Annotated in this window: 23 protein-coding genes and 1 pseudogene; 7 read left to right on the top strand and 17 right to left on the bottom strand. The window is 39.7% G+C overall.

Annotated features, from left to right (window positions below):
- Positions 1-42: 42 nt before the first annotated feature.
- The 4 genes from NU887_RS11560 to NU887_RS11545 all read right to left on the bottom strand — a co-directional run bounded on the left by NU887_RS11560 (position 43) and on the right by NU887_RS11545 (position 3,795).
- Positions 43-1,326 carry a NupC/NupG family nucleoside CNT transporter gene (locus NU887_RS11560; RefSeq protein WP_258423532.1) on the bottom strand — a complete coding sequence of 428 codons (1,284 nt, stop codon included), beginning with the start codon at positions 1,324-1,326 and terminating at the stop codon, positions 43-45.
- Positions 1,327-1,444: 118 nt separating this feature from the next.
- Positions 1,445-2,047 (bottom strand): bifunctional nuclease family protein, encoded by a 603-nt coding sequence (locus NU887_RS11555; RefSeq protein WP_258423531.1) that lies wholly within the window; start codon positions 2,045-2,047, stop codon positions 1,445-1,447.
- Between the two features lie 6 nt (positions 2,048-2,053).
- Positions 2,054-3,022, bottom strand: a complete 969-nt coding sequence (locus NU887_RS11550) for an electron transfer flavoprotein subunit alpha/FixB family protein (RefSeq protein ID WP_258423530.1) — start codon at positions 3,020-3,022, stop codon at positions 2,054-2,056.
- A 35-nt stretch (positions 3,023-3,057) separates the two neighbouring features.
- Positions 3,058-3,795, bottom strand: a complete 738-nt coding sequence (locus NU887_RS11545; protein ID WP_258423529.1) for an electron transfer flavoprotein subunit beta/FixA family protein — start codon at positions 3,793-3,795, stop codon at positions 3,058-3,060.
- Positions 3,796-3,868: 73 nt separating this feature from the next.
- On the opposite strand from NU887_RS11545, the gene NU887_RS11540 reads away from it, so the two are divergent.
- Positions 3,869-4,201 (top strand): tetratricopeptide repeat protein, encoded by a 333-nt coding sequence (locus NU887_RS11540; RefSeq protein ID WP_258423528.1) that lies wholly within the window; start codon positions 3,869-3,871, stop codon positions 4,199-4,201.
- Here the strand turns inward: NU887_RS11540 and NU887_RS21210 are convergent.
- The 3 genes from NU887_RS21210 to dnaB are packed head-to-tail and all read right to left on the bottom strand — an operon-like array spanning position 4,195 to position 6,842.
- Positions 4,195-4,512, bottom strand: a complete 318-nt coding sequence (locus tag NU887_RS21210; protein WP_338080997.1) for a zinc-binding dehydrogenase — start codon at positions 4,510-4,512, stop codon at positions 4,195-4,197. The genes NU887_RS11540 and NU887_RS21210 overlap by 7 nt on opposite strands.
- A 12-nt stretch (positions 4,513-4,524) precedes the next feature.
- Positions 4,525-5,199, bottom strand: a complete 675-nt coding sequence (locus tag NU887_RS11535) for a quinone oxidoreductase family protein (protein ID WP_338080996.1) — start codon at positions 5,197-5,199, stop codon at positions 4,525-4,527.
- 53 nt (positions 5,200-5,252) lie between these two features.
- Entirely contained in the window at positions 5,253-6,842 is a 1,590-nt protein-coding gene (gene dnaB / locus NU887_RS11530) for a replicative DNA helicase (RefSeq protein ID WP_258423527.1), read from the bottom strand.
- A gap of 243 nt (positions 6,843-7,085) precedes the next feature.
- On the opposite strand from dnaB, the gene NU887_RS11525 reads away from it, so the two are divergent.
- Together NU887_RS11525 and NU887_RS11520 are read left to right on the top strand one after the other, a co-directional pair.
- Positions 7,086-8,459, top strand: coding sequence for a UDP-N-acetylmuramate--L-alanine ligase (locus tag NU887_RS11525; RefSeq protein ID WP_258423526.1), 1,374 nt, complete (start codon positions 7,086-7,088; stop codon positions 8,457-8,459).
- Complete coding sequence (locus NU887_RS11520) at positions 8,459-9,265, top strand: 3'-5' exonuclease (protein WP_258423525.1); 807 nt, start codon at positions 8,459-8,461, stop codon at positions 9,263-9,265. The genes NU887_RS11525 and NU887_RS11520 overlap by 1 nt, the downstream gene beginning before the upstream one ends.
- Before the next feature lie 82 nt (positions 9,266-9,347).
- On the opposite strand, the gene NU887_RS11515 is transcribed toward NU887_RS11520, so the two are convergent.
- Complete coding sequence (locus NU887_RS11515) at positions 9,348-10,151, bottom strand: M48 family metallopeptidase (protein ID WP_258423524.1); 804 nt, start codon at positions 10,149-10,151, stop codon at positions 9,348-9,350.
- A 100-nt stretch (positions 10,152-10,251) separates the two neighbouring features.
- Between NU887_RS11515 and NU887_RS11510 the strand changes: the two genes are divergently transcribed.
- Positions 10,252-10,731: a DUF4442 domain-containing protein gene (locus tag NU887_RS11510; RefSeq protein WP_258423523.1), complete on the top strand. Its 480-nt coding sequence runs from the start codon at positions 10,252-10,254 to the stop codon at positions 10,729-10,731.
- Positions 10,732-11,020: 289 nt separating this feature from the next.
- Here the strand turns inward: NU887_RS11510 and NU887_RS11505 are convergent, their stop codons facing one another.
- Together NU887_RS11505 and NU887_RS11500 are read right to left on the bottom strand one after the other, a co-directional pair.
- The gene (locus NU887_RS11505) at positions 11,021-11,767 is read right to left on the bottom strand and encodes a hypothetical protein (RefSeq protein WP_258423522.1); all 747 of its coding nucleotides are present in this window, start codon (positions 11,765-11,767) and stop codon (positions 11,021-11,023) included.
- A gap of 55 nt (positions 11,768-11,822) precedes the next feature.
- On the bottom strand, positions 11,823-12,518 hold the full coding sequence (locus NU887_RS11500; protein ID WP_258423521.1) for a DUF6503 family protein: 696 nt from the start codon (positions 12,516-12,518) through the stop codon (positions 11,823-11,825).
- A gap of 81 nt (positions 12,519-12,599) precedes the next feature.
- Between NU887_RS11500 and NU887_RS11495 the strand changes: the two genes are divergently transcribed.
- On the top strand, positions 12,600-13,478 hold the full coding sequence (locus NU887_RS11495; protein ID WP_258423520.1) for a glutamate--tRNA ligase family protein: 879 nt from the start codon (positions 12,600-12,602) through the stop codon (positions 13,476-13,478).
- Positions 13,479-13,547: 69 nt separating this feature from the next.
- Here the strand turns inward: NU887_RS11495 and NU887_RS11490 are convergent, their stop codons facing one another.
- Complete coding sequence (locus NU887_RS11490; protein ID WP_258423519.1) at positions 13,548-15,029, bottom strand: S10 family peptidase; 1,482 nt, start codon at positions 15,027-15,029, stop codon at positions 13,548-13,550.
- A 163-nt stretch (positions 15,030-15,192) separates the two neighbouring features.
- On the opposite strand from NU887_RS11490, the gene NU887_RS11485 reads away from it, so the two are divergent.
- The gene (locus NU887_RS11485) at positions 15,193-15,921 is read left to right on the top strand and encodes a pseudouridine synthase (RefSeq protein WP_338080995.1); all 729 of its coding nucleotides are present in this window, start codon (positions 15,193-15,195) and stop codon (positions 15,919-15,921) included.
- Positions 15,922-15,936: 15 nt separating this feature from the next.
- Here NU887_RS11485 and NU887_RS11480 read toward each other — a convergent pair whose 3' ends face one another.
- Positions 15,937-16,794, bottom strand: coding sequence for a bile acid:sodium symporter family protein (locus tag NU887_RS11480; RefSeq protein WP_258423518.1), 858 nt, complete (start codon positions 16,792-16,794; stop codon positions 15,937-15,939).
- Positions 16,795-17,013: 219 nt separating this feature from the next.
- On the opposite strand from NU887_RS11480, the gene NU887_RS11475 reads away from it, so the two are divergent.
- Positions 17,014-17,601, top strand: a complete 588-nt coding sequence (locus NU887_RS11475) for a hypothetical protein (RefSeq protein WP_258423517.1) — start codon at positions 17,014-17,016, stop codon at positions 17,599-17,601.
- On the opposite strand, the gene NU887_RS11470 is transcribed toward NU887_RS11475, so the two are convergent.
- The 5 genes and pseudogenes from NU887_RS11470 to NU887_RS11450 all read right to left on the bottom strand — a co-directional run.
- Positions 17,602-18,162: a 1-acyl-sn-glycerol-3-phosphate acyltransferase gene (locus NU887_RS11470; protein ID WP_258423516.1), complete on the bottom strand. Its 561-nt coding sequence runs from the start codon at positions 18,160-18,162 to the stop codon at positions 17,602-17,604.
- Positions 18,159-18,962 (bottom strand): patatin-like phospholipase family protein, encoded by an 804-nt coding sequence (locus tag NU887_RS11465; protein ID WP_258423515.1) that lies wholly within the window; start codon positions 18,960-18,962, stop codon positions 18,159-18,161. Before NU887_RS11465 ends, NU887_RS11470 begins: the two co-directional genes overlap by 4 nt.
- Entirely contained in the window at positions 18,952-19,797 is an 846-nt protein-coding gene (locus tag NU887_RS11460; RefSeq protein WP_258423513.1) for an MBL fold metallo-hydrolase, read from the bottom strand. The genes NU887_RS11465 and NU887_RS11460 overlap by 11 nt, the downstream gene beginning before the upstream one ends.
- Before the next feature lie 92 nt (positions 19,798-19,889).
- The gene (locus NU887_RS11455) at positions 19,890-20,837 is read right to left on the bottom strand and encodes an acetyl-CoA carboxylase carboxyltransferase subunit alpha (RefSeq protein ID WP_258423512.1); all 948 of its coding nucleotides are present in this window, start codon (positions 20,835-20,837) and stop codon (positions 19,890-19,892) included.
- 232 nt (positions 20,838-21,069) lie between these two features.
- Positions 21,070-21,252: pseudogene (locus tag NU887_RS11450) on the bottom strand (GIY-YIG nuclease family protein); the annotation flags it as partial.
- Positions 21,253-21,344 lie beyond the last annotated feature (92 nt).

The raw sequence follows: 21,344 nt of genomic DNA, 5'->3' as shown, positions 1-21,344 counted from the left end.
GACTGTTAGAAGGTGTTTTACCAACTATTTTTGACCATTAGATCAGAATAATGCCCCTGCAATGGTTGCGGTCATCAAACATGCCAAAGTCGCAGCCATCAAAGCCCTCATCCCTAGTTTTGAAAGGTTACCTTGCTGGTTTGGAGCAATACTGCCAATTCCTCCTACTTGAATAGCAATGGAACTGAAATTGGAAAAACCACAGAGTGCATAAGTTGCAATTACAATAGATTTTGAAGAAAGCGTACCTGCATTTTTCATATCTGCCAAACTTAGGTAAGCCACGAATTCATTTATTACTGTTTTTTGACCTAATAATGAGCCCACCTGCAAAGTTTGACTCCACTCTATACCTATTACCCAAGCAAACACCCTAAAAATCTGACCGAGAATATATTCTAAAGAAAAGCCTTTGAATTGACCATTGGTAGAAGAAACAATCAAATCATTCAACCCTGTATAGTTTCCAATAAGTCCTGAAAGTATATAATTCAGTGCCGCAATCACTGCAATGAATGCGAGAAGCATGCCACCAACATTTAAGGCAAGTTTCAAACCCTCAGAGGCACCAATCGACATAGCATCAATTAGATTCACCCCCATACTTTCTTCATTGACCTCTAGCTTACTATTAATAGAATCCCTGTCTGATTCAGGAATCATGATTTTGGACATCACTATTGCTGCAGGAGCATTCATGATACTTGCACCCAAAAGGTAGGCTGCAAATTTTGTTTGCTCAGCAGGATTATCTCCGCCCAAAAATGCCACATAACCGGCCAAAACTCCTCCTGCGATTGTCGCCATTCCTCCGGTCATCAGACACATCAATTCTGATTTTGACATCGTAGGAATAAATGGCCGAACCAAAAGCGGGGCTTCAGTCTGACCAAGAAATATATTTCCTGCAGCAGAAAGGGACTCAGGACCCGAAAGCCTCATGGTTCTAGCCATTACCCAAGCAATTCCAAACACAACTTTCTGCAAAACGCCCAAATAGTACAATCCTGCAGAAACTGTCGAAAAGAAAATTATAGTGGGCAATACCTGAAAAGCAAAAATGAAACCAAATGAATTCGTAGCTAGGTCTCCAAATATAAATGTCGCGCCATCGGCAGAAAAACTTAGAAATTTTACAAAAGCCCGGCTTACCAAAGAAAATAATTGGGCTACGGCTTCGACTTTTGTTATCAAAAAACCAAATAAAGCCTGCAATGCCACTCCAATCCCAACAAGTCTCCAATCCACATTTTTTTTGTTACTTGAAAAAATAAAGGCAACAGCAAGAAGAACCAAAATACCTATCAAACCTCGAAAATAATCCATGCAATAATTCAGATTAAATGTTTTTCAATTATTATAATTTCTATTGGGCTAAAATAATTAAAAAACAAAACCCTTATAAATTAAAGAAAGTAAGCCTGGATTATGCCAGGCTTACCAATTAGTTTCTCCTGTTAATCTCATCCCTTATTCTGGCAGCCTTTTCATAATCTTCATTGTTGATGGCTTTGTCCAGCATTTGGTTTAGCTTATCCAAACTGAAATCTTTTAAGGAATCAGAGCTTTTTGGGGTTGTAGTAGAGGTTTTACTAGATTTGATGGGCTTTTGGGAATCTCTTTTTTCGTCATCCTCATTGAATTCTATTGCCGCTTCAGACATTACTTTTGAAATACAAAATATAGGAGCATCAAATCTTACTGCTATTGCTATCGCATCTGATGGCCTTGCATCTATCTCCACTGTTTTTGAAACATTTTTACACACAATTTTTGCATAAAAGACACCTTCTCTCATATCTGAAATCAGAATATGGTCAATAGAGAAATTGAAATTAGAAGAAAATGATTTAAACAGATCATGCGTCATAGGTCTGTTGGGGATGATTTTCTCAATCTCAATGGCAATTGCCTGAGCCTCAAACATTCCAATAACTATGGGAAGCCTCCTACTCCCACCTACTTCACCCATTACCAAAGTAAAGGAGCCGGATTGGGAATGATTTGATGATAATCCTAAAATTTCTAATTCAATGGTCTGATCCACAGTTATTTATTTTTGGGCTTTGACAGCTTCTATTAGCTTTGGAAGAATTTCAAATGCATCCCCTACTATACCGTAATCAGCTGCTTTGAAGAAAGGAGCCTCAGGGTCTTTGTTAATAACGACGATGCATTTTGATGAATTTACCCCCGCAAGATGTTGAATAGCGCCCGAAATTCCAACAGCTATATATAAAGTTGGGGCAACTTTGACGCCGGTCTGACCCACGTGCTCATGATGTGGCCTCCATCCTATATCGGATACTGGTTTTGAGCATCCTGTCGCAGCTTCGAGTTCCTTGGCTAACTCTTCGATCATACCCCAATTTTCAGGTCCTTTCATTCCTCTTCCTCCTGACACAACAATATCCGCCTCCGGAAGTAAAATTTCCCCGGTTGCCTTGTCTGTAGAGGTAATACTTGTGACAAAATCTGCTGCAGGAATTTCAAGTGTAACTTCTTCTATCACAACAGCAGGTCCATCAGTTTTTAGATCCACTGCATTTTTTTTGACCGCAAGAATTTTGTTTTCAGTATTAACCATAGTTTCAGCAAATGCTTTCCCTGTATAAATACTTCTCTTGACTTTATATCCTGAGGTTGTATCGGGAAGTTCAACAACATTTGAAACCAATCCCGCATCCAATTTAATTGCAAGTCTTGCAGCTACGGCGTCTCCCAAAGAGGATTTTGCCAATACCAAAGTGGACGCTACTACTTTTTTGTAGACTTGCGCAACAGCTTCTGCATGGGCTTGGATGATCCCATCATTTAACTTTTGATCACCCACATGTATGACTTTTGAAGCGCCGGCAGGTCCAGCTTTCGACAATTCATCTGTAGAAATTGCTCCCAAAGCCACTGCAATCACCTCTCCCAAAGAAAGCTTTTCAGATAATGCTTTGGCATAGGATATCGCTTCCAAACTTGTTTTTTTGACGGATCCTTCCGCATGTTCTATATATACTAAAACTGACATATCAATTTGTTTTTCAAGTAGTTATTAATCAAATATTAAAGTACTTTTGCCTCGTTTTTAAGCAACCTCACCAATTCTCCCACATTGTCTTTGTCTACCAATTTTACAGCGCCTTTAGCAGGTGGTAAGACAAAAGAAGTAACCTCCGTCACCGGATTATCAGAACTTGGTTCTATTACGACAAGGGGTTTTGTCCTTGCTGACATAATACCTCTCATGTTTGGAATTTTCCATTCTGCAATAGGCTCTTGACAACCTGCTATCAAAGGAAGTTTTGCCTCCACATATTCCTTTCCTCCTTCGATTTCTCTTGCCATTTTCACTTTTTCACCTTCAATCTCCAACTTCATCACAGGTGAAATAGATGGAATTCCAAGCAATTCCCCAACCATACCATGTACCATTCCTCCATTGAAATCTATAGATTCCCTTCCCATCAATATTAGGTCATAACCATTCTGCTTGGCAATTGCTGCAATCTGCTTTGCCACGAAAAGGGAATCTTTTGGGAATGAATTGATCCGTATGGCGTCGTCAGCTCCGATAGCCAAAGCTTTTCTCAAGGTTGGTTCGGTCTCAGCTTCACCAACACTCAAAACTGTCAGATTAGCTCCTAATTGCTCCTTTAACTCCACTGCCCGGGCCAAAGCATAGTCGTCATAGGGCCCAATAATGAATTGGACGCCATTTTTATCAAACTTGGTGTTGTTATCTGTAAATTGGATTTTGGATGTGGTATCCGGCACATGGGTAATGCAAACAAGAATTTTCATCTATGTATATTTAGGTTATTTATTTTTAAATTGCGTGAATTTAGTAATTAGGATATAATATAAAAAAGAATTCATGTCCAAAGTGTTACGCATTGAAATGTTGAAATCATTTGCTGAGGAGGAACCAGACAATCCTTTCAACATATACGCTCTTGCTTTGGAATTTATTGAAGTTGATCCGATACAAGCAAGTTTTCATTTCAAAAAACTACTCGAAGAATTTCCGGAATACCTTCCTACCTATTTTCATGCAGCTGCATTTTTTGCTGATTTAGGAGAAGTCCAATTTTCAAAAATCATTTATGAAAAAGGGATACATTTGGCAGAATCACAACAAGATGTAAAAGCAATCAAAGAACTTAAAAACAGCTTTCAGAATTTTTTGTTTGAAAATGACATTTACTGAGAGATCCTGATTACAATTTTTCCTGTTTGCTTCCCTTCTTTCATCCGTTCAAAAGCTTCCAAAGAGTTCTCTAAATCAAATACCTGATCAATCAAAGGAGTAATTTTATTTTTAGTAACGTATTCCAACATATTACCAAAGTCCTCATCATTTCCCATAGTACTTCCGATCATTTTGATCTGATTCCAAAAAAGCCTTCTTCCATCAAATCCTGTAGGATTCCCTCTTGTTGCTCCATAAAAAACGAGTCTGCCTCCTGGTTTTGTAACCTTAATCAGGTTATTCAAAGTATCACCCATGGCGCTATCCAAAACCAGGCTAAATCAATCACATTCAGTAATAGCCTTTTCTGTCCAGTTTTCATCATTGTAATTGAAACCTCCTGAACATCCTAAGCCCAAACCTTTTTGGATTTTTTCTTCACTGCTGCTGTTAATATAAACTTTTGCACCCGTACTCAGCGCAAACTGTACTCCGAATTGCGCTACTCCACCGCCAAAACCTGTGATTAAAACTTGGTCACTGGCATGGATATTTCCTTGCCGAAATAAAGCTCGAAATGCAGTCACTCCCCCCAAAGGCAGGGCTGCTGCTTCATCCCAATTCAAATGATCGGGTTTAAGATGGATTCTATCTGACTTAACCTGAACATATTCCGCCAAAGTCCCATGTTCTGGCATTCCCATGATTTTGAAGTTTTTGGCCTGGACATTTGAATTTTCTCCCCAATCTGAGGCAGGATTGATAATTACTTCCTTTTCTATCCAATCAGGATCAACCTCTTTGCCCACTTCAACCACGATTCCAGAAGCATCTGAACCCAAAATAATTCCATCATGTAAATTGGCATATTTGCCCTGACGACACCACTCATCCCGATGGTTGAGTGCGGCTGACTTGACCTTGATTTTGACTTCATCCGAGCCCAATTTCGGCAAAGTCAAATCAGTAAATTCTATTCCTTCTGGTAGGGTTCTATTGAGAACGATTGCTTTCAAGAAATTTTGGTTAAGTGATATTTGTTATTTAAAAACTTAATCAATTTAAAGTTTCAAAACGGCGCAGGTTTACCGCTACCAATTCCACCGGGAAATGAATCATCCAAATCCCCTCCATTAGCTTTACTGGAAAGCCTGATGGTATTTCCCGATTCAAATGCCTGTCCTGAAGAACCACTTGGGAATTTGTGGCCATAAAGAGGCTCTTGGGATTTGTAGGGAATATTCATTTCGAGGTCAGTAAACTTGGTGTATTTTCCGATAAACCTCAGTTTTACAGTATCCAAGGAACCATTTCTGTGCTTTGCAATGATTACTTCTCCAACACCGGCGGTTGAATTACCGTCTTCATCTTCAGTAATGCCATAATATTCAGGTCGATAAAGGAACATGACCATATCTGCATCTTGTTCTATCGCTCCTGATTCCCTCAAATCCGATAATTGCGGCCTCTTATCCCCTCCTCTGGTTTCCACAGCTCTAGATAACTGTGATAATGCGATCACCGGAACACTGAGTTCTTTAGCTATTTTCTTTAAAGCCCTGGATATACTGGCGATTTCTTGTTCCCTATTTCCTCCTTGACCACCAGATTTATTGTCACCCGACATCAACTGAAGATAATCTATGACTATCATTTGTATGTCATGTTGGGCTTTGAGTTTCCTACATTTTGCCCTGAGTTCCAAAATAGAAAGAGCCGGAGTATCATCCACAAAAAGAGGTGCTTTTGATAATTTACCGGTTTTGTGAACCAATTGCTCCCATTCATATTCAGCAAGATTCCCCTTTTTGATCTTTTCAGAATCCAATTCTGCCTCTGAGGAAATCAGACGGTTGACCAACTGAATGGATGACATTTCCAAAGAAAAAATTGCAACAGGCCGGTTATGATCTACTGCAGCATTTCGAAGTACTGACAAAACAAAAGCTGTTTTTCCCATTGCAGGTCTTGCAGCTATAATGACCAAATCTGATTTTTGCCATCCTGATGTAACCCTATCCAATGCCGTGAATCCACTTGGAACTCCTGTCAAACCATCTTTTTGACCCTTCTTGGACTCCAATTCCATGATTGCTTCTTTCAGGATCGAACGCATATCAGCATAATTTTTTCTGATATTCTTTTCTGAAATCTGAAAAAGCGATTGCTCCATTTTATCCAACAACTCGAAAACATCTGTCGTGTCCTCGAACGCCTCGCGCTGTACTTCAGACGCAATGCTGATAATTTCTCTTTTCATGGATTGCTCAGTCACAATCCTCGCGTGGTATTCAATATTGGCAGCTGATGAAACCCTTGAAGTCAGTTCGGTGATAAAAAAAGCACCACCTGCCAGTTCCAGCTGTCCTTTTTTTCTGAGTTGGTTGGTGACGGTAAGCAAATCGATTGGCTGGCTATCCGAAAAAAGATCAAGAATGGCAGTGAATATTGCTTTGTGGGATTCTTTATAAAAACTTTCAGGTTTCAAAATATCGACCACAGCGGTCAAGGCATCCTTTTCAAGCATCAAAGCACCCAATACAGCCTCTTCCAAATCCGTTGCCTGAGGAGGTAATTTTCCCATTCCTGATGTAAGTCCCAATTCCGGTTTTCTTCTGCTTGTGATCCTGTCTTTTCCTGTAGGTTTATTGTCTGCCATAATAACAAAAGTAAATGCTTTGACTTTATCTTTTTGAACAATTTATACACTTGTTATCAACACATTTCATAACGGGTACATTATCAAATTATTAGCCTAATCAATTGTGAAATTGGAGAGAATTTATTTCGCGGGAATAGATTCTGATTTAGTGATTTATCTGATTCTGTTCTTAAAAATTAATCCTGTTTCCACCCATTCGAAATGGCACGAATTGTTACTTTTGGAAATTGCAGAAGATTTATGTCAAAAAAATATCATTTTATAGCTATAGGAGGTGCAGTAATGCACAATTTGGCACTTTCAATGGTTGCCAAAGGATATGAGGTTTCAGGTTCAGATGATGAAATCTATGAACCATCAAGAACCAGATTGGAAAAAGCAGGAATCTTACCAAAAGAAAAAGGTTGGTTTCCTGATAAGATTAAGGCTGACCTCGATGGAATTATACTTGGAATGCATGCCCGAATTGACAATCCTGAGCTTCAAAAAGCCAAGGAACTGAATCTTCCGATTTTTTCTTTTCCCGAATTCATCTATGAGCAAAGTAAGGAGAAAAAAAGAGTAGTGATCTCAGGAAGTCATGGAAAAACAACCATTACTTCAATGATATTACATGTTTTGCAATACCATGGATTGGATTTCGATTACCTCGTAGGGGCTCAAATTGAGGGTTTTGACCTGATGGTCAAGCTTTCAAATGCACCGATTATCATCATCGAGGGAGATGAATACCTTACCTCGCCATTGGACAGAAGACCCAAATTTTTCCATTACCACCATGACATCCTCCTCATGAGCGGTATTGCATGGGATCATTTTAATGTATTTCCCACTTTCGAAAATTACAAAGAGCAGTTTGAGATTTTGGTAAAAATGACGCCGGTCGGTGGGACTTTTATTTATTGCCAGGAGGATAGAAACGTGAATGATTTAGGGTTAGGTTGCGATCCGAAAAAAATCGACCTAATTCCCTACAAAGCTCATCCTTACAAAATAAATGAAGGAAAGACTTATCTGACTACAGAGGTAGGAGATGTGGAAATAAACATTTTTGGTGAGCATAACCTTCAAAACCTTCAGGGTGCACTTCATATTTGCATGTCACTTGGTCTGACTAAAGAACAGTTTTACGAAGCAATTCCGGAGTTTAAAGGAGCGGCAAAAAGACAGGAAATATTGGCAAAATCTGACAGCTCCATTCTTTTCAGGGATTTTGCCCACGCCCCATCAAAACTGAAAGCTACAGTGAATGCCGTCAAAAACCAGTTTCCTGACAGAAAACTTATTGCAGTTCAGGAGTTGCATACCTATAGTTCTTTGAATAAGGAGTTTGTGGATAATTACGCACATACGATTGACTTGGCAGATATAGCGGTTATTTATTTAAACCCAAAAGCCGTATCTTTGAAGAAGCTTGAACTGATGGATGAAAGTCGGTTACAGCATGCATTCCGGAGAAAAGACCTCATACTTTTCACAGAAATTGAAAAGCTTAAAGCTTTCTTAGAGTCATTTGACTACGTATGTACCAATCTTTTGCTGATGAGTTCCGGAAATTACGATGACATGGACTTATCTACTTTAAAATCAAAAATCAATCAAACCCTTTCCTGATGAATCTGAATCTCAAATCTCCAATTGCATTTTTTGACCTTGAATCTACCGGTATCAATATTTCGACCGACAGGATTGTTGAATTTTCAATTTTGAAAGTTCACCCAAACGGAAGACAGGAAATCAAAACCTCGCTTATCAACCCAACTATTCCCATTCCTGCAGAGAGTTCGGCCATTCACGGCATATATGATAAAGATGTAAAAGACTCTCCTACATTCAAATCCCTTTCGCGAGAATTATTTCAGTTTCTAGAGGGCGCTGATTTGGCAGGTTTCAATGTGCTCAAATTTGATATTCCTCTATTGGTGGAAGAATTCCTAAGATCAGGGATCGATTTTGATATCGAAAAAAGAAACATCCTTGATTCTCAAAAGATTTTCCACATGATGGAAAAGCGAAACTTATCAGCAGCATATAAGTTCTATTGCGGCAAAACCCTTGAAAATGCGCATAGTGCAGAAGCAGATACCATAGCTTCCTATGAGGTATTCAAAGCCCAAATGGAAAAGTATGACGGTGAAGAAGCTGAAGATTTGCAGGGAAACAAATTAGGGGTTTTCCAAAATGACATGAAGAAAATCCATAACCTACTCAATGAAAAAATGGTCGACTTGGCCGGCAGATTTATTTTCAATGAAAACGGAGAGGAATGTTTCAATTTTGGCAAGCACAAAGGAAAAACTATTGAAAATGTCCTCAAAGAAGAACCTTCTTACTATGATTGGATGATGAAAGGAGATTTCCCTTTGGACACAAAAAGAAAATTCACTCAAGTCAAATTGAGAAGCTTTAACCAGAGGTAATATTGGTTAATTGGTAATGAAATAAAAAAATGCAGCCTGAAATACATCAGACTGCATTTTTTGTTTCAAACAAAAGCCCCAATTACTTTTTACTTTGTTCATAATATTCCAAAGCAACCGACATTTGTTTATTCAATTCATCTATCCTTTTTTTCGGGCCTGGGTGGGTGGAAAGGAATTCAGGTGGTGCTTCACCGGACCCTGCTTTCTCCATTCTTTCCCAAAATGCAGGAGCAACCCTCGGGTCATATCCTGCCAAAGCCATAAAATTCAATCCTAATTGGTCAGCTTCCAATTCATGTTTTCTGCTAAAACTGAGCATTCCCAATTCCCCTCCGACACCGAAAGCCTGCAACATGAGGTTTTGAGTCAAGGTTGGGTTTTGACCCATTGCAGCTTGTGCTGTCCCAAGAAGTCCATTCATCAACATCCCGTTTGACATTCTTTCCCTTCCATGGTTAGCTATAGCGTGGGCCACCTCGTGTCCCATAACAACTGCTATACCAGCCTCATCCTGACAAACCGGAATTATTCCTGTATAAAATGCAACTTTACCTCCTGGCATACACCATGCATTTACAATTGCTTCCTGGATTAGGTTAAACTCCCATTGAAACCCTTGAAGCTCGTTTTCAAATCCGTTGGCTTTCATATACTTTTCTACGGCGGAAGCGATCCGCTTTCCCACTTTTACAACCATTTGCCCGTCGGCGGTATTTGTGATGACCTTTCCTTCTTTGAGGACTTTATCATATTCTACAAAAGCCATTGGGAGTAATTCTGCATTGTCCACAAGGGCAAGTTGGGTCCTCCCGCTCATGGGAACTTTGGCACAGGAATAAACCAAAATCCCCAAAGCCATTAAAAACATTATTTTCTTAAACATACAATCTTAATTTAATTCGAAATTGTCCAAAAAAGATGCCATATCAAAAACGAGGTCTCAATATTTTGATTAATTTAAAACAATAAAACCTAAAAAGAATATGACACCCGAAGCCAAAAAACATATTGACCGAATGAGTAACCCATTTATTTTTTGGTGGGCCATGTTGTTTAAATTGCCTTCCGCTGTGTTTTGGAGATTGAAAATCAAGCATTTGTCCTTAGAAAAATGTGTTGTTACCATCCCCTACTTTTGGAGAAGTCAAAATCCATTTAAGTCCATATATTTTGCAGCAATGGCCGGTGCAGCAGAATTGAGCACAGGAGCTCTTTGTCAGGTGGGCATGGCAGGCAAAGGGAGTTTTAGCATGTTGGTTGTCGACTTCAGAGCTGAATACCATAAAAAGGCAAATCAAAAAATAACTTTTACCTGTAATCAGGGGCGTGAATTGGAGAATTTGGTAGATGAATTGAAACCCGGTGAAAGCAATACCATCACTATGATATCCACAGGGACAAATCCGGAGGGAGAAATGGTTGCCAGGTTTTTGGTTACATGGTCAATCAAAAAGAGAATATAAAAAATACTTTGGTCAAAGATTAAGAAATTCAATGTATCAAAATATTGAATGAAGCAACTGATTTTTTACTTTTAGAGTATACACGATTAAAAAAAGCCTATCGATTCAACTTTACAAATAAGTCCTGGTTCAGGGAAAACAAATATCTCTCATAAACTAAAATTCATGTTTTGTTATCGGGAATCCAGGCACCAATTGACGATTCGGTTCATTTCCGGATAAGAGAAAAAATAATTACCTAATTGCTAGTTTAAGTTCATAAAGGCCGCTTCTTTCGGAAGCGGTTTTTTTAATCCTCCTTCCTTTTGTATACGGCACGGCTATCCAAAAAATCAATCAGTAATTTTTCCACTCTTTCCCACTCCATCCCTACAAATTGATGATCGATGTTTTGAAGGTTAAACTCGATAATTAACCCATCAAGGTCTTCATCCGTCAGGTTATATTCATATTTTAAAGCTGCCATTACGGAGTCCGACTGAATCAGCTTTAGGTAATCCTCCTGACTTGCCAAAAAAGCTAACTTTCTTGCATATTGCCTTTTTTGCCTTTCACTTTTCATAAAATAGGAAATGGGACCATCCAAAGTCAGTCCAGGTTGGAGTGACTGATTATTAGCCAAACCGGCATAGATTTTACCAGGACCAGCTGGCCTGTCTGAAAGGCCTCTCATGGTAGATTGATTCCCAACCTTGAAAGGGATTACATAGCTTTCACCGTACAAGTCAAATCTTGGCAAAGTTCTGGCATCTAGATAAATGTCAGTCAATATGTGTTTCTCCTCCCCTGCAATGAGAATTTTTGGTATATAATAGGTTTTTGAAATTAATATGGAGTCTCCTGCAGCGGCTTTAACTCTAAAATATCCCCTTTCGTTGGTAAGACTGCTGTCCTTGTTTTGGAGATTGATTACCCACACTTTATCCAAAAAACCTTTGTCCAGGCCATCAAGCACATTTCCTGTTAGTACTTGGGACAAAGCTTTGATCTGGGCTGAAGCAAAGAAAATGAAAAGGATTAGGCAGAATTTTTTCACAGTTCGAATTTAATTCCGACCTGTGGTTTTGAAAAATTTCAATGGTTAAAAGATATTAATCCGGATTTTCGACAATTGGATCTTCGGTTTTCAAAAGAAAATCTGTTCCTAAAAACTCATCGTTTTCTGTCCTGTACCAAGATCTTTCTGCAGGAATTTTCATTTCGCCCACGATGACTTCCTCTTTGAGATAGATGATTTCCCCTATGTTGTTTTCTTCGTTTTGATAAAATTTATAAGCCATCATGGAATAGTTTTCAGGGTTAAGGTAAAAATACCAAATGTCCTTTTCATAGGGTACACGGACAACAAAGGCTTCTATCCCGTTGAAATCTTCTAATTTGTATTCATAATCTATCTCAGTTCCTTTGTCCATCAACTTCATCGGCAATCCCCAAAGGTATCCATAATAATTGCGGAGCATCAAGGCCCTTTCGCATTCTTTACTTCCCTGTTCCGAGCCAATGCAATTCTCACCATCTACCTCATAAACAAGGTTTTCACCGCTATTGATATACTTAAAATAATTTCCAGGAAGATCTATCTGAACAGTATATTGTCTGGATGGCTTGCCGGGCCGCGAATCAGCAAAATAAAAAACCCTGTTCAATTCTTGCCATTGACCCTTTGGATCATGGTATTCGATGGATTTTTGAATTAACTTACTTCCTGTTAGTTTTGAGTCACATGAGCCAAAACAAAAAACGAGGATAAATACTACTGATAAAGAGAGATGTTGGAAGTTCTTCATTTTCAAAAATAGGCTGTCAGGAAAATCCCAAACTAGTTACAAAAAAAATTTCAAAATACCTTATTCAATCAATACCAACCCATGTCTGAATTCAAATTGACAAGATTTGCTCCCACGCCAAGTGGCTTTCTCCATATCGGAAATATCTATTCATTTATCATCACCCATCATTTAGCTAAAAAAAATGAAGCGAAGGTTTTGTTGAGAATTGATGACCTTGACCGTGAAAGGTATAAGCCAAGGTTTGTTCAGGACATTTTTGATTCACTTGATTTTTTGGAAATCCCATACGACCAAGGCCCGAGGGATATGGCGGATTTTGAACAGAATCATGCCCAAATCCACCGTCTGCCTTTGTACAACAAAGCACTTGAGGAATTGAGGAATAAAAAGGTTCTTTTTTCCTGTGACTGCAGCCGCAAGAAAATCGAAAAAATGAACCCAAAGGGATATTATACAGGGTTTTGCCTGAGAAGAAATCTGCCTTTTGATCAGCCTGAAATTACCTGGAGAATCAAAGCCAAAATGCACCTAGATGTCCCATTCAAAGAGCTTAACCTCGGAATCGTAAACGGGAAACTTCCCGGGATCCTGACGGATTTTGTGGTCAGAAAGAAAGACGCCATGCCTTCATACCAATTGACATCTCTGGTAGATGACATCCATTATGGAGTAGACCTCATCGTACGGGGCAAGGATTTATGGGGTTCCACAATTGCACAGGTATACCTATCCAAATTTCTGGATGAGAATAACTTTGCCGGAAACACCTTTTTTCATCATCCCCTTATCCAAGGTCCAAACAACCAAAAGCTTTCAAAATCTTCAGATGTGACCTCGATCCAATTGCTTAGAAAAACAGGCAAGAAAAAAGAAGAAATTTACGGGATGATTGCTGAGGCTATCGGGTTGGAACAAAGACCAAAAAATCTGGAGGAGTTTAGTGGTTTGATAAAGTGATTTTCAAATTAAATTGTAAAAAAATAAGCCATTTCGGTTGAAATGGCTTATTTTATCTTTTAGCAGTAATCAATACTTCGCCGGCACTCCTTTTCCAGGCAATGACTTTTGGATAAACTGCCTGATGTCTTCATTAGAAGTCGCAAGGTCCTCAGCTCTCAGGTACATCATATGACCACTTCTGTATCCTTTGAAGATAAGTCTTTCCTGCATTTTGCCGGCAGGATCCATTTGCCACATGTTATACTTAGCATTGAAATAATCCGTACCGCCGTCATAATATCCTGATTGGGTCATCACATGAAGGTATGGATTTTGCAACATCGCCTGTGCCAACTGGTTTCCTGTATTTTCATTGCTCCTGTCCCAAGGATGAACCGGTCCGAATAGATTGTAAGTCAGGTCTGTGTTGTACTTCAAAACATTCTTGGCATAATAATTCATCGCAGGAGAAAATGCATGGTTCCATGCTGTCAAAGCAGGATCATAATCAAATCTCTCTCCGGCATCTGTTTGGTCGATGCCTCTGTAACGGCTGTCCAATCTGCCTACGGTCAATCCTTTGTCTCTCAGTAATTCTTTCCAAAAATAGCTCGTAGGTACAGCCAAGGCATGTTGAAGAATCACCTGCTCGCTTAATCCTGAATAGTACGCCATTTTCTTGGCTACCTCTGCCCTCACTGCAGGATCTAATGAACCTCCTTTTGAAATCGCAGGAATCACCACATCCAAGGTGTATTTTTCAACTTCTGCCAAGATACTGTCCAAATCCCTGCTTTGAAGTTCAGGAGAAAGTGCTTTGTGATACCAAGCCGTTGCAGCGAAGTAAGGAAGGTAGTTTGCTTTGGCCACAGGACCACTTCTATCCAATCCCATGGGAGTCGGAGAAACCAAAACAACCCCGTTAAAATACATCCAATGCGCATTTTGCAACTCGTGAACCAATCCAGCAACCCGGGTTGTACCATAACTTTCACCGATCAAGTACTTGGGTGACTGCCAACGGTTTTGTCTTGTCACAAATGTTTTGACCCAATCCGCAAGGTAATTGATGTCAGAGTTGATTCCGAAGAAGGTGGAACGGGGAACTTCCTTGTCCAAAATTCTCGAATAACCGGTATTTACCGGATCGATATATACAATGTCTGCTACATCGAGGATGGAATGTGGGTTTTGGGTGACACCATACGGTTGAAGCGGATATCCCTCGTCGTCAATATTCAGTTTGTAGGGACCTGTATAGGCAAGGTGCATCCATAGTGATCCTGAACCGGGACCTCCGTTAAAAGAAAAAACCAGAGGACGGGTTGCTTTGTCCGCCACATCAGTCCTTTCATAATAGGTATAAAATAAGGTAGCAATTGGTTTGCCATCCTCATTCCAAACAGGCATAGTACCTGCGGTGGTTTTGTAGGGAACTCGTTTTCCTTTGATGGTAACCTCCCCGTTTGTAACAGAGGATGACTCTACTTTTATTTCCCTTGTTTCCTGTGCAAATACCCAAGAAAAGGTAATCAGCATGAGCGCTGCTGTGAGTAAATGTTTTTTCATGATGGTTTTAGGCTATATTCATTCCCAATATAGGCGAAATCAAAAAACCTTCTTTGGTATTTATATCAAGGGATTTTTGGGAAGGATAAGTGGGAAAGGGAAGGAGGGAATTGTTTGGTGAAAAATTTGAACACCTTACCTTAGCACCTAAATTCTATAGCTTTTGGAAAATTTGAATCTGGAAATCCTTTACCAGGATGAATATTTTGTAGCAGTAAACAAGCCCGCAGGCATTTTGGTACACCGTACTAATTTTGCATTTGAAGAAAATTTGTTGATCGCCGAAAGACTCCTCAAAGAACAGATCGGTCAAAAAGTATTTCCCCTACATAGGATTGACAGACCTACTTCAGGAGTTTTGGTATTTGGATTGTCCTCTGAAGCTGCTTCGCTTGTGCAGCCTTTGTTTCCAACAGACGATGTAAAAAAATATTACCTCACTGTAGTCAGAGGATACATGACTGAAAATCATGGGGTTATTGAACATCCCTTGAAAAAAAAACTAATAGGAGATTTGCAGGAAGCCAAATCGGAATATTGGACCCTTTCACAGAATGAAATCCCGATTGCATCCACTTCGAGATATCCTACAAGCCGTTATTCACTGCTGAAAGTGTATCCCCACACAGGCCGGATGCATCAGATCAGAAGGCATTTGGCACATGACAGGCATTATGTAATCGGCGACAGCACTCACGGGGACAACAGGCAGAATCATTTTTTCAAGGACACATTTGGGATGGAAAACCTCCTGCTTCATGCTTGGTGGTTTGAATTTGTCCATCCATTTACCAATGAACCTATCAAAATTGAAGCTGCGTTGCCGGATTATTTTTCAGCCATCTGCGAAAAGTTGGGGCTCAACATTCCCGATTCAGAAATGAAATCTTAATTGATACTAAATTTCTTAAGCGGGTTTTCTATTTGTAAGGATGATGATGACTGCGGAAGTCATAAACATGATCAAACTGTAAATAGCAATAGGAATGGTCATTTCAGAATTTTTGAGCAAAGTGGCTGCTATCATGATTCCCAAGGTCCCATTTTGGATACCTGATTCGATGGCGATGGTAATGCTTTGTCTTTTTGACAAAAGAAAAACCCTGGCCAAAAAGAATCCCACAGTCAAGGTCAATAGGTTCAGCATCAAGGTAATTGGCCCAGATTGAATAAAAAAATCAACCAGATTCTCCTTTTCTTTCAATATAGCTGCAATCAGGATCAGGGCAAAGAAAACAGCAGAGGCAATCCTCACAGGTCTGTCAGCCTTATGGGAAAGTTTGGGGAATTTTTTGTGGAGAAACATCCCGATAGAAACCGGTACAACTGTTACTCCTGCGATCTGTATGATGGTCTCCATAACAGGTAAAGCAATACTTCCCTCCTCGCCAAAATGCGAAATCGCAAAGTTGACAATAAGCGGAATACTCACGATAGTAACCAAGGAACTCACGGCAGTCAAACTGATGGAAAGTGCAGTATCTCCTTTGGACAGGTGGCTTATCAAATTGGAGGTGGCGCCGCCGGGACATGCTGCCAAAATCATCACTCCTACTGCCAAAGCACCCGTCAGACCAAATAACTGAATCAAGGCATAACCAAAAATCGGTAAAAGAATGAGTTGATTGGTTAACCCCAAAATCATTGCCTTAGGATAAACAAAGATGTTTTTAAAATCTTTTACGGTTAGAGACAAGCCCATACCTAGCATGATAAAGGCCAAAGCCAAGGGTAGAAAAACGGCAGTGATGATACTGTCTTGCATGTTGTTTTGGGTTAAATGTGGAGGTTTGGGATTTTTGTAAAAAATATAGGGATTTAAAATTGATTTGGAGAATCACATCACAAAAATTCCTCCTTTTAAGGGTTTTTCCGCTGGAATGGAGTTTGGATAATTTTCATGTAAAACAAAAAATCAAAATTATTCTTCTTCAAAACATTAGGATTCAATGTTCGTTCCTAATTTTGGAAACCATAATTCCTCATGAAAAGAATATCCCTTCTCATACCCATTTTTGCCCTTTTTATCAGCTGTACGGAGGATGATGGCTTGCCCGTCAATACACAACTTTTAAAAAATTCGGATCTTGAGTCTCCTGATGGATCTATTTCTCCATGGGTTCCGGTTACTGAGCCGGGTTTTAACCTAGGTTCAAGTACAGAGGTTTTCAGATCTTCTAAGAAGTCACTTTTTATCGAAAACAGTGATAGCCTTAACACCAACTCAGCGACTTGGAGACAATCTTACAATGGGCCGATGCCTTCAAAAGGTATGAAATTGGTATTGAGAGCACATCTAAAAGGTGACAACATCGAACTGAAAGGACCGGAAAGTAATGTTTTCATCTCCATCAGGGTATTTCCTGTGGAAGACAGCAATGGAAATACCTTTGGAAGGTATGTGACCACACAAAATCAAATCGGAGTTTCAGGGACTTTTGAATGGACCCAATTGAGGCTGACTTTGCCAAATACCCCTGAAGAGGTGGACAATATTGTGGTCTACCTTGTCATGGGATCAAGAACGACCGGAAAAATTTACTTTGACGACATTACCTTGACCGTGGAATAATCAACGGATTCCTTTTTCCGGATACTTTCCTGTCACTGTCCTTCCAAAAACTTTCATTTCTTCTATCTGCTCATCCATATTTCCATCAGGATAGATGATCGGACCGATTCCGGCTTCTTTCTTTTTATAATCAAGATAGCCGATTACGATCGGGACATTCGCTCCCAATGCAATATGGTAAAAGCCTGATTTCCATTTTGGAGCATAGCTTCTAGTGCCTTCAGGTGTCACCATGATGACCAGCTCTTCGGATTCTTTGAGCATATTGACCATGGCTTCTGTATAGGTCTGTTTTCTTCCTCCGGGAATCCGCTGCCTATCGATGGCAATTCCTCCCAAGACTTTTATCAACCAACCCAAAGGTCCAACCATTACCTCTTTTTTGATAGTAAACTTAACAGGGATATCCATCAGAAAAAATGCAGCACGGGCATACAGCAAATCCCAATTGCTCGTGTGGGGAATCGCTATCAATACTGCTTTTTTGAGGTCCTTTGGCCATCCCACATTCAGTTTCCAACCGCTCAACCAAAAAACTATTCTTGACAAAAACTTCATCATGCTTTTACAGATTTTTTCTTTTTTTGACTCAATTCCAATATTCCTTCATTCTCTCTGATGTATTCAAGGGCCGTCTGATAGCCTGCATCGAAGATATCTTTTGCCTTTTTGATATCAAATACGCCATAACGTGCCAATCCGGGTGGTTCAATAAAGTAATCACATTTATTTTTTCGGCTATAAACGTTATAATTCATTGCCATAATGACTGATCTTTCGATGAGACTTTTGATGTTTTTGATGTTATGCTCCACTTGTAGACAATTGCAATTGACCCCGATAATCGCATCACAGATTCCATCAAGAGGTTCAACAGGCAGGTTGTTTAGGACTCCTCCGTCCACAAAATGGTTTTTTCCTATTTCGATTGGGTCAAACATACCGGGTATACAAGAAGAAGCCATTATTGGTTTGATCAATTGACCTTCCGAAAAATAAACAACTTTTGCTCTCTTCACATCCGTCGCAGCAACTGTCAGGGGTATTTTTAGCTTTGCAAAATCATTGTCCGGAAGATATTTGAGATAAAGTTCCTCTACAGAATCCATTTTTAAAATCCCTGTCCAGCTGATCGCAGGTCTTAGGAATTTGAAATAATTGGTTTTGACAATGATTTCAAAAATCTCATCAGGAGAATTCCCAGCGCAATATAAAGCTCCCGCAATTGCTCCGGCACTGGTTCCACTTACTCTATTGGGGAAAATATTATGTTCGTTGAGCCCTTTCAAAACACCCAAATGCGCCACTCCTCGGACTCCTCCGCCGGAAAGTGCAATTCCTATTTTTTTTTCAGAGTTCATCGAGAGAGAATGTTTGGTCTAATTTTACGCCTTTTTCAGTCATTTTCACAGTGCAACATTCATGAACGGGGTCATGCTCGAGGAAAAGGATATATTCGTTTTTGGCAGCCTCCTCCAAAAAAACTCTTTTCTCTTCCAAAGTCAACAAAGGCCTGGTATCATATCCCATGACATAGGGCAAAGGAATATGGCCCACAGAAGGAAGCAAGTCGGCCACAAAGACAACAGTCCTGCCTTTGTATTGGATTTTGGGAAGCATTTGCTTGTCAGTATGGCCGTCTGCGGTCATAAAAGAAAATCCTTCAAACAAATCCTTTTTTTCCAAATCAAGAAATTCCAACTGCCCGCTTTCCTGCATGGGAAGCAGGTTTTCTTTTAGAAAAGAGGCTCTCTCTCTCGCATTTGGATGGATCGCCCAATCCCAATGTGCTTCATTGGTCCAATAAGTCGCTTTGGAAAATGTCATTTCAACACGGTTTGGATCAGCTTGTTGATACTTCACTCCACCTCCACTATGGTCAAAATGCAAATGTGTCAGGAAATTATCTGTGATATCCGCAAAGTCAAAACCTTTAGAACGGATGGATTTTTCCAAACTGTCGGTTCCATGGAGATAATAATGAGAGAAAAATTTGGCATCCTGCTTCTCTCCTATGCCATTATCTATCAATACAAGCCTATTTCCCACCTCTACCAAAAGACAACGCATCGCCCAAGAACAAAGGTTATTTTCATCTGCCGGATTGGTTTTGGACCAAAGTGATTTTGGAACAACGCCAAACATTGCCCCTCCGTCAAGTTTGAAAAATCCGGTATTGATGACATGTAATTTCATAACTTACAGGATATAAAAAATCCCACAAAAATCAGAGAACCATCATCCTTAGAAAGAGAAGCTCAGCTTTTTTGTGGGACTCAAATTAGGCACTATTCTTCAACAACCCCCATCGCGCAGAATTTTTCAATTCTCTGATCAATGCGCTTTTCAGGTTTAATTTTATCCAATTCCTTCAATGCTTCGATAATCGTCGCTTTGATGGTTTTTGCCATGGTTTGCATGTCTTTGTGTGCGCCGCCTAGCGGTTCGGCGATGATACCATCGATCAGACCATTGTTTTTCATATCCGGTGCTGTCAGCTTTAATGCTTCCGCGGCTTGTTCCTTGTAATCCCAACTTCTCCATAAAATCGAAGAACAGGACTCCGGAGAAATCACCGAATACCAGGTATTTTCCAGCATATATACTTTGTCACCTATCGCAATTCCCAATGCGCCACCTGAGGCACCTTCACCGATGATGATACAGATGACGGGCACTTTAAGCATAAACATCTCTTTGAGGTTTCGTGCAATGGCTTCTCCCTGACCTCTTTCTTCTGCTTCAAGGCCCGGAAACGCTCCGGGAGTGTCAATCAAAGTGACGATGGGCTTTCCAAATTTTTCGGCCATTTTCATCAGCCTGAGGGCTTTTCTGTACCCTTCCGGATTGGCCATACCAAAATTACGTTCTTGACGCTGCTTGGTATTGCGGCCTTTTTGCTGACCGATAAACATCACCGTCCTGCCATCAATATCTCCCAAACCTCCGATCATTGCTTTGTCGTCCTTCACAGTCCGGTCGCCGTGCAATTCTATAAAATCGTTGGTAATCTCATAGATATAATCCAACGAATAGGGGCGGTCAGCATGACGGGAGAGCTGAACCCGCTGCCACCTGGTCAGGTTTTGGAAAGTTTCTTTTTTCAAAGTCTGAATTTTATCTTCCAATGACTGTATATCAGGAGTCAAATTTATATTCCTTCCTTTGGCCAAATCCTTCATTTCCTGAAGTTTGGACTCCAAATCAGCAATTGGTTTTTCGAATTCTAATAGCATAATTGGTTTTTTTGACTGAGGCAAAGATAAAAAGATTATTGCGAAGAAAAATTATTTGTATTTGAAGATCATTGTTTGTGGGATGATTGAATAAATCTTATGAAAACAAATGAATTTCAGAAAATCATAAAGGCTTGAAAAAACAAAAAGCCCCAGATATTATCTGAGGCTTTTGCGGAATGGACAGCCTGTCCCGATAATCGGGACAAGCATTCTACCCAGCTGAACTACCTTATATAAACCTTATTATGAAATGACTGCTTTTTTGCCCTTTTATGAAGTTCTCTCTTTTTATGGCATCTGATTTTGTTGGGTATTTTTCCATATATACGATTTCCCAAGGTTGCTTATTACAAGTTAATCCTTTGTAGGGAAAATTATGTTTTACCAATCTCTTGAAAGGATCTGAAGAGTACCCAACATAAAAAAATTAGTCTGAATTTGATTTCAGGATGTAAAGGAAATATTCCATAAATACAAAAAGCCCCAGAGATCATCTGAGGCTTT

It is taken from the genome of Aquiflexum gelatinilyticum, assembly GCF_024741135.1.
Lineage (GTDB): Bacteria > Bacteroidota > Bacteroidia > Cytophagales > Cyclobacteriaceae > Cognataquiflexum > Cognataquiflexum gelatinilyticum.
The sequence above is the reverse complement of the archived record's forward strand: the minus strand, read 5'-3'. Positions and strand labels throughout refer to the sequence as shown.

Coding starts and splice junctions, on each gene's coding strand:
- NU887_RS11560 (WP_258423532.1), bottom strand. CDS start 1,326: ATGGATTATTTTCGAGGTTTGATAGGTATTTTGGTTCTTCTTGCTGTT.
- NU887_RS11550 (WP_258423530.1), bottom strand. CDS start 3,022: ATGTCAGTTTTAGTATATATAGAACATGCGGAAGGATCCGTCAAAAAA.
- NU887_RS11545 (WP_258423529.1), bottom strand. CDS start 3,795: ATGAAAATTCTTGTTTGCATTACCCATGTGCCGGATACCACATCCAAA.
- NU887_RS11540 (WP_258423528.1), top strand. CDS start 3,869: ATGTCCAAAGTGTTACGCATTGAAATGTTGAAATCATTTGCTGAGGAG.
- dnaB (WP_258423527.1), bottom strand. CDS start 6,842: ATGGCAGACAATAAACCTACAGGAAAAGACAGGATCACAAGCAGAAGA.
- NU887_RS11525 (WP_258423526.1), top strand. CDS start 7,086: ATGTCAAAAAAATATCATTTTATAGCTATAGGAGGTGCAGTAATGCAC.
- NU887_RS11520 (WP_258423525.1), top strand. CDS start 8,459: ATGAATCTGAATCTCAAATCTCCAATTGCATTTTTTGACCTTGAATCT.
- NU887_RS11515 (WP_258423524.1), bottom strand. CDS start 10,151: ATGTTTAAGAAAATAATGTTTTTAATGGCTTTGGGGATTTTGGTTTAT.
- NU887_RS11510 (WP_258423523.1), top strand. CDS start 10,252: ATGACACCCGAAGCCAAAAAACATATTGACCGAATGAGTAACCCATTT.
- NU887_RS11500 (WP_258423521.1), bottom strand. CDS start 12,518: ATGAAGAACTTCCAACATCTCTCTTTATCAGTAGTATTTATCCTCGTT.
- NU887_RS11495 (WP_258423520.1), top strand. CDS start 12,600: ATGTCTGAATTCAAATTGACAAGATTTGCTCCCACGCCAAGTGGCTTT.
- NU887_RS11490 (WP_258423519.1), bottom strand. CDS start 15,029: ATGAAAAAACATTTACTCACAGCAGCGCTCATGCTGATTACCTTTTCT.
- NU887_RS11480 (WP_258423518.1), bottom strand. CDS start 16,794: ATGCAAGACAGTATCATCACTGCCGTTTTTCTACCCTTGGCTTTGGCC.
- NU887_RS11475 (WP_258423517.1), top strand. CDS start 17,014: ATGAAAAGAATATCCCTTCTCATACCCATTTTTGCCCTTTTTATCAGC.
- NU887_RS11470 (WP_258423516.1), bottom strand. CDS start 18,162: ATGATGAAGTTTTTGTCAAGAATAGTTTTTTGGTTGAGCGGTTGGAAA.
- NU887_RS11465 (WP_258423515.1), bottom strand. CDS start 18,962: ATGAACTCTGAAAAAAAAATAGGAATTGCACTTTCCGGCGGAGGAGTC.
- NU887_RS11460 (WP_258423513.1), bottom strand. CDS start 19,797: ATGAAATTACATGTCATCAATACCGGATTTTTCAAACTTGACGGAGGG.
- NU887_RS11455 (WP_258423512.1), bottom strand. CDS start 20,837: ATGCTATTAGAATTCGAAAAACCAATTGCTGATTTGGAGTCCAAACTT.